Annotated in this window: 12 protein-coding genes; 3 read left to right on the forward strand and 9 right to left on the reverse strand. The window is 70.8% G+C overall.

Translation table 11 applies throughout. The features are described from left to right. Positions 1–200: 200 nt before the first annotated feature. The 8 genes from WMF22_RS49135 to WMF22_RS49170 form a co-directional block, all read right to left on the reverse strand. Entirely contained in the window at positions 201–1,382 is a 1,182-nt protein-coding gene (locus tag WMF22_RS49135; RefSeq protein WP_437296742.1) for a hypothetical protein, read from the reverse strand. Between the two features lie 489 nt (positions 1,383–1,871). Then, positions 1,872–2,063, reverse strand: coding sequence for a hypothetical protein (locus WMF22_RS49140; protein WP_438034250.1), 192 nt, complete (start codon positions 2,061–2,063; stop codon positions 1,872–1,874). A gap of 105 nt (positions 2,064–2,168) precedes the next feature. Further along, complete coding sequence (locus tag WMF22_RS49145) at positions 2,169–4,007, reverse strand: DUF459 domain-containing protein (RefSeq protein WP_438034251.1); 1,839 nt, start codon at positions 4,005–4,007, stop codon at positions 2,169–2,171. A 185-nt stretch (positions 4,008–4,192) separates the two neighbouring features. Continuing rightward, positions 4,193–4,690 carry a hypothetical protein gene (locus tag WMF22_RS49150; protein ID WP_437296745.1) on the reverse strand — a complete coding sequence of 166 codons (498 nt, stop codon included), beginning with the start codon at positions 4,688–4,690 and terminating at the stop codon, positions 4,193–4,195. Positions 4,691–4,694: 4 nt separating this feature from the next. Further along, the gene (locus WMF22_RS49155; protein ID WP_438034252.1) at positions 4,695–5,210 is read right to left on the reverse strand and encodes a hypothetical protein; all 516 of its coding nucleotides are present in this window, start codon (positions 5,208–5,210) and stop codon (positions 4,695–4,697) included. A 16-nt stretch (positions 5,211–5,226) separates the two neighbouring features. Then, the gene (locus WMF22_RS49160; RefSeq protein WP_437296747.1) at positions 5,227–5,952 is read right to left on the reverse strand and encodes a hypothetical protein; all 726 of its coding nucleotides are present in this window, start codon (positions 5,950–5,952) and stop codon (positions 5,227–5,229) included. A 265-nt stretch (positions 5,953–6,217) separates the two neighbouring features. Next, the gene (locus WMF22_RS49165; RefSeq protein ID WP_438034253.1) at positions 6,218–7,141 is read right to left on the reverse strand and encodes a DMT family transporter; all 924 of its coding nucleotides are present in this window, start codon (positions 7,139–7,141) and stop codon (positions 6,218–6,220) included. Between the two features lie 61 nt (positions 7,142–7,202). Next, on the reverse strand, positions 7,203–7,847 hold the full coding sequence (locus tag WMF22_RS49170; RefSeq protein WP_438034254.1) for a DUF4291 domain-containing protein: 645 nt from the start codon (positions 7,845–7,847) through the stop codon (positions 7,203–7,205). 273 nt (positions 7,848–8,120) lie between these two features. On the opposite strand from WMF22_RS49170, the gene WMF22_RS49175 reads away from it, so the two are divergent. The 3 genes from WMF22_RS49175 to WMF22_RS49185 all read left to right on the forward strand — a co-directional run bounded on the left by WMF22_RS49175 (position 8,121) and on the right by WMF22_RS49185 (position 15,626). Then, positions 8,121–10,313: a beta-propeller domain-containing protein gene (locus WMF22_RS49175; protein WP_438034255.1), complete on the forward strand. Its 2,193-nt coding sequence runs from the start codon at positions 8,121–8,123 to the stop codon at positions 10,311–10,313. Between the two features lie 38 nt (positions 10,314–10,351). Further along, complete coding sequence (locus tag WMF22_RS49180) at positions 10,352–11,281, forward strand: phosphatase PAP2 family protein (protein ID WP_437296751.1); 930 nt, start codon at positions 10,352–10,354, stop codon at positions 11,279–11,281. A gap of 454 nt (positions 11,282–11,735) precedes the next feature. Next, complete coding sequence (locus WMF22_RS49185) at positions 11,736–15,626, forward strand: DUF4215 domain-containing protein (protein WP_438037345.1); 3,891 nt, start codon at positions 11,736–11,738, stop codon at positions 15,624–15,626. Positions 15,627–15,840: 214 nt separating this feature from the next. On the opposite strand, the gene WMF22_RS49190 is transcribed toward WMF22_RS49185, so the two are convergent. Beyond that, complete coding sequence (locus WMF22_RS49190) at positions 15,841–17,616, reverse strand: ATP-binding protein (RefSeq protein WP_438034256.1); 1,776 nt, start codon at positions 17,614–17,616, stop codon at positions 15,841–15,843. Positions 17,617–17,878: the final 262 nt, after the last annotated feature.

A 17,878-nucleotide genomic window follows, 5' to 3' on the forward strand; every position in this document is an offset into this window, starting at 1 on the left:
GTGTGGTGCGGAGCGATGTACCTGCTCACGTCCGGTGTTATCGAGTCCGAGATGAGTCTCTGACACTGGGTGGACATGAAACTCCTTGGAGCGCCTCACGAGACCTACGGCCACCGGCCGGGTCCGGTCTCGTTCGGCTCTCTGGAGTCGACGGTATGGGCAATCCGTCATGGGAGGATCTTAGAGTTCCTTAGTTTGTCTCAGGCTTTGCGTGGGTGGAAGCTCAGCGAGAGCGAGGGCTCCAGCACATACCCTCTCTCGGCGGTATGCAGCATCTCGCCGAGGCCCAGGCTGCGCAGCACCGCGATCGTGTTGTAGAGGCGGTTCATCGCCGCGCCGGCGAGGATCCGCTCGTCCGGCCAGCCGACATCGATCAGCGCCGACGTTGCGACGGGCTGCCCCGGTGCCGTGTCCAGCTGCTCCACCAGGCGAAGGAGCACCCGTCGCATGGCGTGGCGCCGCCGCATGCTCACCCTCGCCCTGCCGTGTGCGCGGAACCACATGCCGTCGGGACCCAGCTCGAGATCTGCGGTCTGCTCGGCTGCCGGCGCCCCCGGTGCGCGTCCGTTGACGCGAGGAGTCTTGTCTGTGTCCTCGGCTTCGACATCCGATCCGGTGGGGCGGGCCGCCGGCGAGCCTTTGCCCTCGCGCAGCTGCGCGAGGCGAGTAAAGCGCTGGTGAGCTCCCCGATGGTGCGCCCGAGCATCGACTTCCTGCCCGCTGGCGCAGGCTTTTCGGGCGCGAGTGAGCTCGAGTAGGCCGTCGAGCAGCTCGGCAAGCACGCCAGAACGTACGACGTCGGCCTGCTCCTCGGCCAGGCGCCTCGCGTGCTCCAGGTGCCCCTCGGCGAGGGAGAAGCGGTCCTGGGCTACTTCGACGAGGCCGCGGGTGGCCGCGCTGACGACCTCCATGTAACCTCGGCACCACCCCGCGAGGTCGGACGCGCTGTCGCGGAGGAGCGCCGTGCACCCCGGCAGGTCGGCCGCCCGAATGCTCTCGCGGTCGTGGTGCTCGGCTTCGAGCTGAACGAAGGTAGAGAGATCGGCGAGCTGAAGCGCGACCTCGCAGCCCTGCAGCGTGAGGTCGAGCGCTCGCGCGAGGCTCTCGCGGGAGGTGGCCTGCTTACATCTCTGGTCCGCGCTCTCGGGCGTCCCGATCGACGAATGGAGATGCGCATGGGTATACGAATGGCCAGCGTCGCGGAGCGCGATCCGAGGATCGCGCTCCGCCATCTCCGCTGTCCAGGCATCCGAGGTGGCGGCGCAGGTCACCATGTCGGTGGGACGCACATCGTCTACATCGCGTGCCAGGTGAGTCTCTTGGCTCGTGTGGCGTTTGCTCGCATCCGCTTGCTGCTGGCCTCGACGGGTATGCTTCGGCACGAAGGTCTCCTGGAGTGGCGCGGCGCAAGAGCGCGTGTCCGCGTCAATGGCCGTTGTCTCGCAGCCCTATCCCCCCAGCCAAGGGCATCGCGATCGCTCGCGTGGCGCCGGTTACCTGATTCCATCGCAACAATGGAGAAGCGATGGCGACGAGGGTGGAGTCTGCGGAGCGGGTCGAGCGATGAGAACGGAGCGGGCTGAGTGCCGAGAAGTTCTCGCGGCGCGAGGGGTACAACCCAAAGCAGCGTGCTCATCCAGTCAAGGACGTCTTATTCTCCGATGTTGGCGGGCGCGCCATGTATTGCGGATCAGGAGCAAACGGCGACGTACTCGCCGCGCAAGCACGCGAGCGTTTCACATGCCGTCACGTGAAGCCTGAAGTGCCCAGTTGCGTGGTCGCATCCCGTCGAAGTCTTCCCCTCGCCGACAAGGCGCAGATCGCACCGCTTTCAGTGAGGACAGGAGCGCTCGGCGTCGGTACGCGGACCTTCAGCTGGTCGCTGACGAGCGTCTATTCGCGAGCGCGTTCTCGCGCCGCTCGCGGAGTGACTCCGACGGACCCTTCTCTCGGCCGCGGCGAACCTCACGCTCCATGGCCGGCATCTTCTCGCTCTCGCGCCGGTAAACACGGTGCTTGAGCTCGGTGAACTCGGCCTTGACCTGCTCCAGGGCGGTCTTCATGTGGAGCGCGTAGCCGCGCCAGCCACGCTCGTGATCGCTGTCGTCACGGCCGGATCGCTGCCCGGCGGGGTCGCTGCGCTCGTGGTCGGCGGGTGGCGTGCCCGCTCAGCGGAGCGGCCCGGGGTCCGCCGCGGCGCGCTTCGCGCGGAGCTCCGCGAGCGTCCACTGCGCCACGCCGCGCGCCCCCTCGATCGTGAAATGCACGCCGTCGGGCCGGATCGCCCCGTCCTCGTACATGCGCCGGCACTCGCCCCCGGGGCAGATGTTCTCCTGGAGGTCGAGGAGCGCGACGTCGGGCAGCGCCGCGACGACCTTCCGGATCGAGCGGTTGATGCACGTCACCTGCTCGCGGACGTCCTTCGTGTCCCAGTCGCCGAGCGCGTAGGGGACGGTCGCCATCCAGACGCGCCCGTGCGGGTTCCGGAGCTTGTCGAGGTTCGTGACGAGGTTCGTCTCGAAGCGCTCGTGCCACGCCGGCTTGCACGCCTTCGTCCACTCGTCGTTCACCGTGATGCCGTGCATGAAGGCGCCGCCGAGGTAGAGGACCGCGGCGTCGGGCTTCGCCTGCGCGAGGAGCGCGGGCCACTCGGTCATGCCGCAGAGGTCCGCCATGATGGTGCAGCCGTCCCGCCCGTGGAGGTCCACCGCGAGCCCGCGCTCCTGCAGGCCGCGGAGCGCCCAGCCGAGCGTGTTCGCTGTCGAGTCGCCGACGACGACGACGCGGAACGTGACGTCGTCCTTCACGACGGCGGTGACGAGCGCGTCGACCATCGCGGAGCCCTTCGGCGCCTCGCCGTCCTGCGCGTGGGTCGCGCGCACGGCGATGAGCAGGCCGAGCGTGACGCCGGCCGGCACCGCCCAGAACGAGCGCCCCTTCGGCAGCCCGCGCTCGCGGATCGGCTTCTCGAGGAAGCGGTAGGAGGCGAGCGCGACCGCGAAGGTTACCGCGAAGCGGAGCGCGGTGAGGGCGGGGCCGTGCAGGCGATCGCTCGACACGAACACGTGCACCGGCCAGTGCCAGAGGTAGACGCCGTAGCTGATGGTGCCGACCCACGCGAGCGGGCGCCACGCGAGCGCGCGCGCGACGAGGCTCCGCGAGCCCTGCACGGCGCACGCGATGAGGACGAGGGCCCCGAGCTCCGTGAGCCAGAACCCGCCGTGGTAGAGGAGCCACGACTGGCCGTCGAACACGGACCACGCGATGGCGAGGCCGACCGCCGAGGCGACGCCGGCGCCGTCGAGGAGGCGCACCGCGCCCGCGGAGAGCGCGGCGCGCGGCGTGAGCACCGTCGCGAGCGCGGCGCCGAGCAGGATGCCGGAGGCGCGCGTGTCCGTGCCCATGTACACGCGCGTCGTGCTCTCCGGCGCGAAGAGGGCGAGCATCGCGATCGCGGAGAGCGCGGCCAGCGCCAGCGTCAGGACGAGCACGCCGCGGCGCGACCACCGCGAGAGCACGAAGACGATGACGAGCGGCCAGACGACGTAGAACTGCTCCTCGATCGCCAGGCTCCACGTGTGCTCGAGCGGCGAGCGCGACGTGAAGATCTCCCAGTAGCTCCTGTGCGCGTAGATGGCGCGCCAGTTCGCGACGTAGCCGAGCGTCGCGAGCACGTCGGCGCGGAGGCCGCCGAGCGCGCTCGGCGGCCCGAAGAGGCGCCCGTGGAGCACGACCACCGGGACGAGCGCGAGGAGCGCCGGGAGGAGCCGGCGCGCGCGGCGGATCCAGAAGTCCTTGAGCGAGATCGCGCCGCGCGCCTCGTGCTCCGCGAGGAGGAGCGACGTGATGAGGTAGCCCGAGAGGACGAAGAAGAGATCGACGCCGAGGAAGCCGCCGCGCAGCATCCCGTTCGCGTGGAAGAAGAGGACGCCGAGCAGGGCGAGCCCGCGCAGCCCGTCGAGCGCGGGCAGGTGAGGGAAGAGCGGGCGGCGGGCGGGAGTGTCCACGAGGCGAGGGGCGAGACTATCAAAACGCCCGGGCGGCGCCTCCCATGCCGCGCGCTCGCGCCGCGCGGAACGCGGAACGCGCCGTGGTCGAGGTTACCCGTCAGTCGTGATCCCCCTTCTTCCGGCGGCTCCTCACGCGGCCGATGGGGGAGCGCGCCCGACCGCGCTGACGGCCGCCCTCGCGCTCACTCGTAGTCGCGCCGCAGCTCTTCGTAGAACGCGTCGCTCATGAGGTAGTCGGCCCACCACTGCTCGACCGGCGTCACGCCCCGGCGCTGCTGGAAGAGCACCAGATCGTCCAGCTCGCCGTCGTACCAGCCCCACAGAAACCGGGCTCGCAGCACGTCCACGTTTCGCATGCGGAGCTCGGCCACCGCGTCCTCGAGCGACTCGTCGTCGAACTCGTCGACCAGCGCCTCCGCCTCGTCGATGATCTCGCCGAGGTAGGCCAGCCCCTTCTTGGTGAGCTCGAACCGCGCCTTGCGGCGGTTGACCTCGACGAGGTCCGCGTTCACGAGCTCCTGCAGGACGTCCTCCAGCGGGCTCAGCTCGGACGGGAGCACGAGGGGCATCTCCATGCCTCCATCGGCGGGCTTCAGGTCCATCTTCTTCAGCACGTAGATGCCGGCATAGACCAGCTTCTGCTCGCGCGACACGATCGGCTGTTTGCGTCCTTCGAACATCGTCTCACTCCGCGATGCGCCAGGCCTCCGCCTCGAGGCGGATGTGCCGGCGACCGTCTGCGTCGGTGTCGAGCCACGCGTCGACGTCGCCGTCGGCATAATACACGGGTGTGCGCCCCGCCGCCTCCGGCCGCCGGATGCGCGCGGCGTGGGGGTTGCACATGGCGAGCACGATGGCGCGCTCGCCCGAGTGCGCGGCCGGCAGCCAGCGCTCGAGGAACGCCGACAGGAGCACGGTCACCGAGTAGTCCTCGGCGACCTCCTCGACGAAGAACTCGAGCTCCACGTCGTCGGACAGCGCCTCCGGCTCGTCCGCGGAGTGCACCGCCACGACCAGCGCGTCGGTCACCAGGAGCGGCCCGCGACCCGCGCGGCCATCCAGCCAGAGCGCGTCCACCCGGCACCAGCCGAACTGCGTGGACTCCACGTCCGGCTCGTCGCGGTGCTGTTCGAGGTTCAGCAGCTCCAGCGCGGGACGGCAGCGGAACGGGAGCTCGGAGATGCTTCGCAGGGGCTGCATCGCGGCCGGCGCGCGGCTACGCGACCAGGCGCTCGGGCCTGCGGCCGCGCTCGCTGCGGCGGACGCCGAAGCGCGAGCCGGCGCCGGACTTGCCGCTGCCGAAGCGGCTGCCGCCAGCGTTGTTGTAGCGCCGCCCTGTCTGCGACGACTTGCTGCTGTCGACGCTGGACGGGTTCGAGGCGCGGTAGGCGTCGCGCTGGGATCGCAGATCGGGCGCGCGGCCGGGCGGCGTGGTGTACGGCTGCGTGTACACCGGCACGTAGTTCGGGCGCAGCGCCGACGACACCATGGCGCCGAGGAGCATGCCCGACGCCAGGCTCATCACCGGCGAGTGGTAGTACCCGTAGGGGCCGAACCCGGACGTCTGGATCTGCGCGGCGCCTTCGCCCGAGACGTCACGGCGGATCGTGAACACCTTCTCGGGGTCCTGCACGCCGCCGTCGCTGTTCTTGTCGAAGAACCCGGTGACGACCTGCGTCTTGGCGTCCAGGTCCTGCACGGCGACGCTGATGACCTCGCTCCCCTGGTAGATCTCGTTGACGCGCCGCTCGAAGTCCTCGGGCCCCTCGGCCGCCTTGAAGGCTTCGTTGACCTTGTCGAAGTCGAGCTCGACGGTGGTATTCTCGGTGGTCGCCCAGCGCTCCTTGGACCGCCCGCCGCTGCCGCTGGAATCGCAGCCGGCGGTCGCGAGGGCGAGGGCTGTCAGGAGCACGACGGGCAGGGTGGTGGTCTTCGTCATCATCTGGAGGGATCTGTCTGGTGCTGCTGGAGGATTCTGTCAAGCAGGCGCCGAGCCCAGCACCGGGAGCCCGCAGGCGCCGGAAGAGAACCTGCGCACGAGGGGGCGCCGCGCAAGATACGCAAGATCATGGAGGGCGCGGCAAAATCATGGAGGGCGCGACGCGTCAGCGCGCGCCGGCCGGAGCGGCCCCTGGGGCCGCAGGGCGGCGGCAGCTCGGCCGAGCGCAGCCGCTCGGGCAGGGGTCGGGCCGCCGAGCGCGGGGGATTCAGGTCGTCTTCGGCTTGTGGGTGGCGAAGAAGAGGCCCGGCAAGACGAGCGCCGCGCCGAGCCAGTGGTAGAGGGCAAACGCCTCGCCGAGGAGCAGCCACGCCAGCACGGCGGTATAGACCGGTGAGAGGTAGAGCAGCAGGCCAGTGCGGCTGGGGCCGAGATGCTCGGTGATATAGCTGTACGTGGCATAGGCGCCGACGCCCGGCACCAGGACCAGCGTCAGCACGGTGGCGATGGTGCGCAGGTCGAAATGCGGCGCGCCGCGGCTGGCCAGCTCCCAGCCGAGCAGCGGCACAAGGAGGATCGCCCCGGCCAGCGCGATCGCGGTGAGCCGCGCCTGGACCCCCAGCGGATCGGGCCATCGCTTCAGCAGCACCGTGTAAAGCGCCCAGGAGATCGCGGCGCCGAGGATCATCAGGTCACCGGTGCTGAAGCTGAGCGAAAGCAGCGCCGCCGGGTCGCCGCGCAGCACGATGACCAGCACGCCGGTCAGCGCCAGCGCGGCGCCCAGGCCCTGGCGCCGGCTGAGCCGCTCTCCGAACATGGCCCGTGACAGCAGGATGATGATCACCGGCGAGACAGCGTAAATCAGGCCGATGTTGGTGGCCGTGGTGGTGGCGGCGCCGTGATAGACGCCGGCGCCGCAGATGCCCATGCCCAGCAGGCCGAGCAGGGCATATCGGGCCCAGTCGCGCCGCAGCGCGGCGCGGGCGCGCCACAGCTCGCGGCCGCAGAAGGGGAGCAGCACCAGCACGACGCCCGTCCAGCGCAGCTCCGCCAGCGCCACCGGCGGGATGAAATCGGCCGTGGCGCGGGCCAGCAGCATGTTGGCGGTGAACAGCGCCGGGGTGACGAACAGCAGGACCTGGGCGGTGCGCCGCTGGCGGGACTCGGCAAAGCCGAGAGAGCTGGAAGCCATTGGCGCCGACAGTAGGGGAGCGCCGCTACCCTGGCCAGGGCTCGTCGTCCCGCTGCGCCCCTCAGCGCTCTATCCCAACCCGCCTCGCTGCCTCCGCCGCTGTCGGCCAATACACCTCTTCCCGCGGGATCTCGAGCTCTCCGACACCCCGGCCGCGCAGCACCTCCCTCTGCTCCGCCACGAGCGCCGAGATGTCCTCCACGCCCACCGTCCACTCCTCGGCGAACCGCCGCAGCGTCGCGCCCCGCAGGCCGAGCTGGATCGCCCGCCGCGCGACCGGCGCGCCCGACGGATGGTGGTCCGGATCCCACTGGAGCCGCACGTCCGAGCGCTGGAGATCGCTCTTCCACGCCTCCTCGCTCGGGTAGAGCTCGGGCACGAAGCCCGACGGCACCGCGGCCGCCAGGATCGCGTCGAACCCCGCGCGCTGGATGCGGATGGCCAGCACCGCCTCCTGGTCGGGCTTCGTACCCCAGCCCGAGCGGAACATCATCCAGAGAAAGTTCGGCTTGATCCAGCTCATGCGGCCAAAGCTGAACTCCGGCCCTCCGAGCCGCTGGTGCAGGGCCGCGTGGCGCGCGATCGACGGGCGGTACGCCTGATAGACCACGATGGTCTCGGCGTCGAACTGCGCGAGGATGTGGCGTCCTGCCGAGGGCCAACGGGCGGCCTGCGCAGAATACGACTCGAGCTCCAGCTTCTTCATCACGCCTGCATCACTCCCTCCTCGTGCTCTCCTCGACCCACCCTGCCTCGTCCGAGCCGCAGTGTCACCGCGGCGCTCCTCTTGCTCCTCACTTCCTCCTGGGCCCTCTGGCGCCTGCGCGCCGACCCAATCAGGTATCAGGCGCAGTTTGTGCCGGCATGTGCCAGGTGGTGTCCGCCGTATCTACCCGTAATTGCTGACGAAATGTCTCGGCATGTCGAGTGCTTCTCCTGAGGCCATCGATCCGAACGACAGACGGACACGGAGACTCACATGCGATCATTCTACAGGGGTTGTACGCTTGTTTCTCTGCTGGCGCTAGGCGCCGGCTTCGCCGCCTGCTCGCACGGGAGCGGATCGGGCGGGCCCGCGCAGACGGGCCTGGCGCAGAGCGCCCTCACGCCCGCGACGAGCTGCGACGATGTCGAGGCGCTGCTCCGCGAACGGCTGAAGCAGAACATGATCAAGTCGGTCGACGTGGCGCGGAAGTCCGCCCTGCAGCAGCTCGAGGCGGGGTGCGACTGGTTCGGAGCGGACGGCGGGGTCGTCGCATCCGCCTCCTCCGGCTCCTCCTCCTCCACGGGAGGGCCCGTCTCGCCGCCGGCCGAGGAGTCAGGGGGCGGGGGTGTCGACGACGGGGCCGCCACGGAGTACTCGACGACGAACACGCAGGAAGCGGACGTCGACGAGGCCGACTTCATCAAGAACGACGGAGAGAACGTCTATATCCTGGCCCACGGGCAATTCCAGATCTTCGACGCGTGGCCCGCAGCCGACATCCACCGCGTCGCGTCGGTCGCGATCGAGGGGGAGCCGAAGAAGCTCTTCGTCCACGAGAAGCGCGCCCTCGTGTACTCGTCGCTGTCCCCGTCCTCGTCGCCTGACGGCGAGCTCCCTTATTACAGGGGTGAATGCACGTACGGATACGATTGCGAGTTCACGGGCGACGGCACGCCGCTCCTGGTCACCGAGCTCGACATCAGCGATCTCACGGCGCCGACCGTCGTGCGGACGCTGAAGTTCTCCGGATCGTTCCTCAACGCCCGGCGCATCGGGAGCGCCGTGCACACGGTCGTGGCCTCCCCCGAGCCGGTGGTGGAGGGACTCTCTACCTGGCCAGAGGGCATCGATGTCTGCACCCTGTCCGCGCAGGGGGTCAACCCGTCCACGGTGGCCGCCGTCAACAGCGCGTACGACAAGCTCGTGGAGAAGAACCTTGCCGTGATCGACGCGGCCCCGCTCGACATCCAGCTGCCCACCGTGGAGGACACGCTGTACCGGGACGGCGTGGCCTCGACGAGCAGCCACGCCCCGTTCGCGAGCTGCGAGAACTTCTACCTGTCGAACACGGGCGACGGGCAGAGCTTCCTCTCGGTCGTCTCGACAGAGCTCGGCGCCGAGGCGCTCGGCCAGACCACGATCGTGGGCAGGCCCGGCGCCGTCTACGCGACAGCGGACTCGCTCTACGTGGCGAGCCGGCACCAGTACGGCGAGACGTACGGCTGGTTCTACGACGACGGCGAGACGATGCCCGACGCGACGACCGTCCACAAGTTCGCGCTGAGCGAGCGCGCGGCGCCGAGCGCGTACCTGGGGAGCGGCGTCGTGAAGGGGCGCGTGCTCAACCAGTTCGCCCTCAGCGAGCACGAGGGGTATCTCCGCATCGCGACCACCACCGGGCACCTGCCCGACCCGGACACGCACAACACCGTCGCGTCGCTGAAGCAGGAGGGCGGCGCGCTCGTGGTCAAAGGGATGGTGGACCAGCTCGCTCCCGGCGAGGACATCCGATCCGCCCGCTTCTACGGCGACGTCGGGTTCGTCGTGACCTTCAAGAAGACCGACCCGCTCTACACCATCGACTTCTCGGACCCCGAGGCGCCGAGGGTGCGCGGCGAGCTGAAGATCCCCGGCTTCTCGACCTACATGCACAGGATCGACGAGGGGCACGTCATGAGCATCGGCTACGACGCCGACGACCAGGGCGACTTCGCGTGGTTCCAGGGGATCCTGCTCCAGATTTTCGACGTCACGGACCTCGACGCGCCGACGCTCACACACAAGGAGGTGATCGGGACGCGCGGCTCCGCGAGCGACGCCGCGACCAACCACCTCGCGTTCAACTACTTCACCCAGCGGGGGTTGCTCGGGATCCCCATGGTGATCTGCGAGGGCGGGAGCGGCGGCGACTTCGGCGACACGATGACGTTCAGCGGGCTGCTCGTCTACAAGGTGGATACCGGCGCGGGCTTCACGTCCGTCGGGGGCGTGCCCCACCCGCTGCCCGAGGCGAGCGCGGGCGGGAGCGGCGCGAGCTGCGGGAGCTGGTGGAGCAACGCGACGTCGTTCGTGAAGCGGAGCGTCTTCATGGAGGATCACGTCTACTCCGTCTCCGAGGACGAGATCCGGGTCGCCAACATCAGCGATCTCGCGACGCCGGAAGCCGTCGTGTCGCTCGTCCCCTGAGCGAGAGCCGCGGCGCGGCCGCGTGCTAGAGCTCCGCCATGGAAGCGCTGGACCTCCCCGCCGAGCAGCTGGCCTCGGCGGTCGGCGCGCGGCCCTTTCTGCTGCTCGCGCTGCTCTTGATCGGAACGGTGGGGGTGCTCCTCGGGCTCGTCGCCGTCGCGCGCTTCTCCGACCGCCACGCGCGGGCGCTGTGGGCGTGGGCCGTCCGGGCCTACGCCGCGGCGGCCGCGCACCCGGCCACGCGGCGCCTCTCGGCCCGGTTCCCCGCGGTCGCGCGGGTGCTGCGCGAGCTCTCCGCGGCCGAGTACCTCGTGATCCACCTCGGCCTCGGGCTGGCGCTCAGCATGGCCGCGCTCGTGTTCGTCGCGCTCGCGGAGGGGGTGCGCGAGGGCGAGCCGATCGTGGACGTCGATCTCGCGCTCGCGCGCGCGCTCCACGCGTCATCGAGCCGCGCCGGCGTGGCGGCGCTCCGCGCGTTCACCCTCCTCGGCAGCTTCTGGGCGCTCGCGCTGCTCGCGCTCGTCGTGGCCGCGGCGCTGCTGAGGCGGGGCCGGCGGGTCCTCGCGGTCGGGTGGCTCTTCGCGCTCGCCGGCGGCGGGCTCCTCAACTCCGCGCTCAAGGCCCTGTTCGCCCGGCCGCGGCCGACGTTCGCCGATCCGCTCGCGGTGGCCGCGGGGTGGAGCTTCCCGAGCGGGCACTCGATGGGCACGTTCGTCGCCTTTGGCATGCTCTCGTACCTGGGCCTCCTGCTCCTCCGGACGCTGCGCGCTCGCCTCGTGCTCGTCGCGCTCGCGCTCGGCTGGACCGTGGCGATGGGCTTCAGCCGCATGTACCTCGGCGTGCACTACCTGAGCGACGTGCTCGCGGGGTTCGCCGCAGGCACCGTGTGGCTGGCCGTCTGCATCTCGGGGATCGAGGTCGCGCGGCGCAGGCCAGGTCGGAACGACGGGCAGCCGCTGCCTTCCTGAGACGGCCAGTCGCCGATCGCCGGGTGAGCGGCGGCTGGCCCGCGTACACCTCGCCGCCGCCGCCCTGATCCGCGGCGCGCCCGGCGATGTCAAGATCGAACTCCGGCCGTGCTCGATTCGACATCAAGCCGCGAGCTCGTCGGCAGAAGCCGAGTTGAGTCACGGTGGAAATAGATATTATTATCGGAATTTGCGCCGAGACCAAGGTGGAGACCAGAGCGCAGCGCCGAGGTGGACGCCTGGGCGCAGAACCACGTCGGCTACCGGCGGTGAGCAGGATGATGAGCAGGACGAAGCGCTGCGCCGAGCACAGCGGCGCCGCCAATTTCGCCTGGAGCCGGGGTGCACTTTTACGATAAAGTGTGTCTAGCGCCGTTTGCTCGGGAAGAGCGCAACGTGCGTTATCGAGGTGGCCGTGGGGTTAAGGACTTCTTATCTGGCTTTGGCGGTGGGATTGCTTCAGATCACGGTCGCTTGCGGCGGGGGCGGCGCGACCACGAGCGATGCGACCGGCTCCGGGAGCGGCGCGAGCTCCGGCGGCGGCGCGCCTGGCGTGGGCGGCGCCGGCGGCACCGGGGGTGAGCCCGAGTTCACGGTGGGCAGCGGCATCGGCCTCGGCGGCAACGGCGGCGGCGAGCCGGACCCGTGCGCGGTCGACGATCCGCCCCCCGAGTGCTTCCTGCCTCCCGGCCCCGCCTGCGGAGACGCGGCGCTGAACCAGGCGTCCGAGGCCTGCGACGACGGCAATACGCTGCCGGGCGACGGCTGTTCTGGGCAGTGCCAGATCGAGCCTTACTGGGAGTGTCCGACGGCCGGTCAGCCTTGCGAGCTGACCATCGCGTGCGGCGATGGCGTCGTCGACCCCGGCGAGTTCTGCGACGATGGCAACAACATCGACGGCGACGGCTGCAGCGCCGACTGTTACTACGTCGACCCCTCGTACGTGTGCCCGAAGCCGGGCGAGCCGTGCATCCTGCTCTACGACTGCGGCGACGGCCGCGTGAACGGCTCGGAGGAGTGCGAGGACGGCGACGACCCGCCTGCGTCCGGCGACGGCTGCAGCGCGGACTGCAAGCGCGAGGTGGGGTTCCAGTGCAGCCGGCCCGGTCAGCCGTGCACGCGGCTGCCGGTCTGCGGCAACGGCGCCAAGGAGACTGGCGAGGGGTGCGACGACGGCAACACCGCGAGCGGCGACGGCTGCTCGAGCCTGTGCCGGCAGGAGCCCTATTACAACTGCCCGACCCCCGGATCGCCCTGCGTGCGGCTGATCGAGTGCGGCGACGGCAAGGTGCAGCCGGGCGAGCTCTGCGACGACGGCAACGCCGTGGGCGGCGACGGTTGCTCCGCCGACTGCCAGGTGAAGGACCCGGCGTACGTGTGCCTCGAGCCGGGCGAGCCGTGCATCCCGCTCTACCTGTGCGGCGACGGCCGCGTGAGCGGCAACGAGCAGTGCGACGACGGCGACGACCCGCCGGAGAGCGGCGACGGCTGCACGGCGGACTGCCGGCTCGAGGAGGGCTGGGTCTGCAGGCCCGGCCAGCCCTGCACCGTGAGGACCTTTTGCGGCGACGGCGTTGTGCAGCTCGGCGAGCAGTGCGACGACGGCGGAGGGACGTCCCCTGAGGGCGGCGACGGCTGCACCGCGCAGTGCAAGATCGAGGTCGGCTGGACGTGCCCGCCGGGCGGCGGGCGCTGCACTCCGCCGCCGCCGCCCGTGTGCGGCGACGGCAAGATCGGCGGCACCGAGGTGTGCGATGACGGGCAGAGCCCGCCGGTCAGCGGCGACGGCTGCAGCGCCGATTGCCAGACGATCGAGGACGGGTGGGATTGCTCGCGCGTCGGGTTCCCCTGCAAGACCATCTGCGGCGACGGGCGCAAGCGCGGCGCCGAGCAGTGCGACGACGGCGATCTCGTCTCGGGCGACGGCTGCGACGACACGTGCCGCATCGAGCCCGGGCGGGTGTGCAATAGCGCCGTGCCCCAGGACTGCACGGGTTACTCCGTCTGCGGCAACAACATTCGCGAGGGCACCGAGGCCTGCGACGACGGCAACGGCAACTGGCGCGACGGCTGCACGCCGGACTGCAAGGGCGAGCCGGACTGCAGCGGCGGCGCGTGCGTCTCGAAGTGCGGCGACGGCATGCTCCTGCCCGGCGACACCACCGAGGCGTGCGACGACGGCAACACCGTGAGCGGCGACGGATGCTCCGCGACGTGCACGATCGAGCCGGGCTACACCTGCACCGTTCAGCCCACCGAGATGCGGCTGCCGATGGTCCTCCGCGATTTCATCGGCTGGTGCCCGACCACGTACGACCGCACCGTCAGCAACACGGCGTGCGACAACAACCTGACGGACAGCCTCATCGGGCACTTCGATTTCGAGATCACGCCCAGCAACGCCAGCGGCATTCAGACCGACCGCACGGTCCAGACGACTCTCGACGCCGACGGCAAGCCCGTGAGCAGGTTCGGCCCCGACTTCGTCACGCCGAGCGACGCGAACGGCTGGACCACGGGGCAGAACAACTTCCAGTGGTGGTACCGGGACAACCCGACGTTCAACAGGACGCTCGTCACCACCATCGAGCTGCTCCCGGACGCCGGCAGATACGTGTACCAGCGGAACCCGTTCTGGCCCGTGGATCGCACCCAGCCGAACGGCGATCCCGTGCTCGACAACCTGGTCTCCGCCGGGCTGGAGAAGGCGCAGGACCAGGGGCACAACTTCTACTTCACGAGCGAGGTCCGGTACTGGTTCCAGTTCACGCCAAACGGCGCTGCGGCCGATCCGGTGCTCACCTTCTTCGGTGACGACGACGTCTGGGTGTTCATCAAGAACACGCTGACCGCGGACATCGGCGGCATCCACGGGCAGCTCCAGGAGAGCGTGACCATCCTGGACAACGGCGACGCCCGCGTGACCCCCTGCAACCAGAACGTCTGCCCAGCGGACGCCCGCAACCCCTACGAGGTCGACCTGAACCTCGAGCCGGGCAAGGTCTACGAGATCGCGGTGTTCCAGGCCGAGCGCCACGTCACGGGGTCGAACTACCAGCTCACGCTGTCGGGCTTCAGCGCCGGCACGTCGGTGTGCACGCCGCAGTGCGGGGTCGACCCGCCGGTCGTGACGCCGGGCGAGGAGTGCGACGACGGCACCGAGAACGGGACGGGCTACGGCCAGTGCAACGACTGCCAGCTCGGGCCGTACTGCGGCGACGGCCAGAGGAACGGCCCGGAGACCTGCGACAACGGGGTCAACAACAGCGCGTACGCCAACGCCTCGAACGCCTGCGCGCCGGGGTGCGTGGCCCCGCCCCGGTGCGGCGACGGCGCGATCAACGCGCCGTACGAGGCGTGCGACCTCGGCGCCGGCAACACGGCGAACGGCTACGGCGGCTGCTCGATCGAGTGCGAGATCGGGCCGTACTGCGGCGACGGCGCGACGAACGGCCCCGAGCAGTGCGACAACGGCAGCAACGACGGCTTCTACGGCACGTGCAACCCGAACTGCACGCCCGCCCCGCGGTGCGGCGACGGCAACGTCGACGAGGAGTGGGGTGAGGAGTGCGACGACCCTGCCGACCCGAACTGCGTGGGCTGCCAGCTCGGGGCGCTCTGCGGCGACACGGTGGTGCAGGCGAGCTACGGCGAGGAGTGCGACGACGGCGTCAACGACGGCGGCTACGGCGAGTGCGCGCCGATGTGCCTCTACGGCCCGCGCTGCGGCGACGGCGTGGTGCAGCCCGACGAGGAGGACTGCGACCTCGGCGAGGCCGACAACAACGGCGCTTACAACGGGTGCACGCAGCACTGCGCGTACGGGCCGTACTGCGGCGACGCGGCCGTCAACGGCGCTGAGACCTGCGACGACGGCGTGAACGACGGCTTCTACGGCAGCTGCTTCCCCGATTGCACGCCGGCGGCCAAGTGCGGCGACAGCCGCGTCGACGAGGAATGGGGTGAGCAGTGCGATCCCCCGAACGAGGCGACCGGCTGCAGCGAGAACTGCCGCCTCGGCGCCCAGTGCGGCGACTCGGTGGTGCAGGCCAACCTCGGCGAGCAGTGCGACGACGGCGTGAACGACGGCGGCTACGGCGAGTGCGGCCCCAGCTGCCTGTACGGCCCGCGCTGCGGCGACGGCGTGGTCAACGGCCCCGAGCAGTGCGACGACGGGGACGGCAACAACACCGGCGGCTACGGCAAGTGCGCGCCGGGGTGCATCTACGGGCCCTACTGCGGCGACGGCGTGCGGCAGAGCCTGTACGAGGAGTGCGACGACGCGAACAACACGAGCGGCGACGGCTGCAGCTCGGCCTGCAAGACCGACGGCCAACCCCTCTAGAAGAGACGGTCACCCGCTGCGGATCCGGGCCCACCTCGGCGTTTTCGGTGCTCAGCGTACAAGAGTACGCTTCCGCGCCGAAAACGCCGATCTGGGCCCGTCTCCTGTGCGGGTGACCGTCGGCGGCGGCGTCGCTCGGGGGAGGGCGGACGAGAGGCGGGAGAGCAGCCTGCGATTCGGCTGACCTGTGCGTGCCGTGCGAGAGCGCGATCGTTCACGAGCGCGGCGCGTCGGGGGGGCGCGGGCGCACCGTGGTGTCGCCCAGCGGCTTCTCCAGGAGAGGGGGGCCCGCGATGGGTAGCCAGATCTCGAAGACAGCACCCCCCTTCTTGGCCTTGCGGTAGGTGATCTCACCGCCGTGCTCGAACACGATCCGCTGCGCGATCGCGAGGCCTAGACCCGTCCCCTTCTCCTTGCTGGTCGCGTAGGGCTCGAACAGGCGCGGCACCATTTCGTCCGCCACGCCCGGGCCGTTGTCGCGCACCACGATCCGCACGCGGTCGTTCGGCAACGGGCCGATCGTCACCGAGACGCGCGGGTCGCGCCGGATGGCGCTCGCGGCGTCCAGCCCGTTCTGGACCAGGTTCGTGAGGACCTGGATCAGCTGATCGCGATCGGCCGAGACCTCCGGGATCGGATCCGCCACGAGCTCGACGCGCGGCGACGACGCACCGGAGGTGGAGGACAACCCCGCGCCGGAGGTCGCCTCGCCCGACGCCGGGGCGGCGTGCAGCGTGACCACCCCGCGCGCGACCGCGACGAGATCGATGGGCGTGAGGTTCGGCGGCGGCAGGCGCGCGAACCGGGTGAACTCGGTCACGATGTTCGCGATCCGGTGCACCTCGTTCAGGACCGTCGACGTCGCCTCCGCGAAGTAGTCGTCGAACGCCGGGTCGTCGCGCTGACGGAGCCGGCGCAGCGTCTCCACCGCCGCGCGGATGGGCGCCAGCGGGTTCTTGATCTCGTGGGCGATCTGGCGCGCGACCTCGCGCCGCGCGGCGATGCGCTCGGTCGCGGCCAGGCGCTTGCGCATCGCCGCGAGCTCGTCGATGGTCGCGCTGAACGCCGCCGCGAGATCCGCGATCTCCCGCCCCCCGCGCCCCTCCACGCGCCGCGGCGCGCCGCTCATCACCTCGCGCGTCTCGCGGGCCAGCGCCACGAGCGGCCGCGACAGGCTGCGCGCCAGCACGACGGCCATCGCGACGGCGATCGCCAGCACCGTGGCGCCCGTCAGCGCGATCGCGCGATCGAGCCGGACGAGCGCCTGCCTCAGCGGATCGCGCGGGACGGACGCGACGACGTCAAGGCCCGGGATCTCGGCGAAATGCAGGACGCGCACGACCTCCGCCTCGCTGCTCCGAGGGGCGAGCTCCCCCTCCTGCGCCGCCGTGAGGCGCACATGGTACGCCTCGCCGATCCGCGCGAGGACCGGACCGATCCGCCGCGCCCCCACGAGGCCGATGGTCACCCCGTGGCGCGACAGGGCGCAGTGGACCTCCAGCGACGGCTCGCCGCCCGCCTTCGCCAGCCGGAGCCGCGGCGCGCCCCCGGGGGCCTGGATCAGCTCCGCGAGCCGCTTGTCGCGCGCGCCGGTGCGCGCGGCGTCCTCGGCCCCGAGGACGCTCCCGTCGCCCGCCACGAGCGACAGCTCGTCGAGGCGCAGCGCCTTGGCCTGGCTCGGGACCAGCCGCGCGAGGGCGATGCGGCTCCCCGGGTCCATCGCGTCCGGGTCGCCCTTGGCGCGCTCCAGCTCGACATGGGCCTTGTCGACGAACGTGTCGTGCCGGCAGAGCGGCGGCAGGAGGTCGCGCAGCGCGTCGGCCTCCCACGCGAGCTGCTGCCGGACGCCTGCATGCGCCGCGTCGATCCGCTCGGCGAAGCCGCCCTCGATGATCTCGCGCGACGCCTCGCGGAGGGTCAGCCCGACGAACGCCGTCGCGATGATCGCGACGAGCCCGAAGGCGAGCAGGAGGCGAGCGGCGAGGGACATGGCGGGACGGCCACGCCCGCCCGGCCGGACGGCCGCCGGTACGGCCGGGCGGCCGCCGCGGTCCGCGGCGGTGTTCAGGGTCGGTGCGGTCGAACCTAGAGGAATCGGCGCCGGTGCCGAGCCCCCGCGGCGGGCTCCTCCTCCGCCGCAACCTCCGTGCATACGCCATCGGGTCGAGATCGTCCAAGTTCATCGCGTTTCCCCCAACCGCGCGGGCCCGTCCCCTGCGCCTCTGCCCAGGAGATCTCGGTTCGCGGCTCGC

It is taken from the genome of Sorangium sp. So ce204 (assembly GCF_051526795.1).
In the GTDB taxonomy this organism is placed as follows: Bacteria; Myxococcota_A; Polyangia; order Polyangiales; family Polyangiaceae; genus Sorangium; species Sorangium cellulosum_B.

Bases quoted from the DNA above. Each gene is read 5' to 3' on its own strand.
- WMF22_RS49155 (WP_438034252.1), bottom strand. From the start codon at position 5,210: ATGCAGCCCCTGCGAAGCATCTCCGAGCTCCCGTTCCGCTGCCGTCCC.
- WMF22_RS49150 (WP_437296745.1), bottom strand. From the start codon at position 4,690: ATGTTCGAAGGACGCAAACAGCCGATCGTGTCGCGCGAGCAGAAGCTG.
- WMF22_RS49180 (WP_437296751.1), top strand. From the start codon at position 10,352: ATGGAAGCGCTGGACCTCCCCGCCGAGCAGCTGGCCTCGGCGGTCGGC.
- WMF22_RS49160 (WP_437296747.1), bottom strand. From the start codon at position 5,952: ATGATGACGAAGACCACCACCCTGCCCGTCGTGCTCCTGACAGCCCTC.
- WMF22_RS49170 (WP_438034254.1), bottom strand. From the start codon at position 7,847: ATGAAGAAGCTGGAGCTCGAGTCGTATTCTGCGCAGGCCGCCCGTTGG.
- WMF22_RS49140 (WP_438034250.1), bottom strand. From the start codon at position 2,063: ATGAAGACCGCCCTGGAGCAGGTCAAGGCCGAGTTCACCGAGCTCAAG.
- WMF22_RS49165 (WP_438034253.1), bottom strand. From the start codon at position 7,141: ATGGCTTCCAGCTCTCTCGGCTTTGCCGAGTCCCGCCAGCGGCGCACC.
- WMF22_RS49190 (WP_438034256.1), bottom strand. From the start codon at position 17,616: ATGTCCCTCGCCGCTCGCCTCCTGCTCGCCTTCGGGCTCGTCGCGATC.
- WMF22_RS49175 (WP_438034255.1), top strand. From the start codon at position 8,121: ATGCGATCATTCTACAGGGGTTGTACGCTTGTTTCTCTGCTGGCGCTA.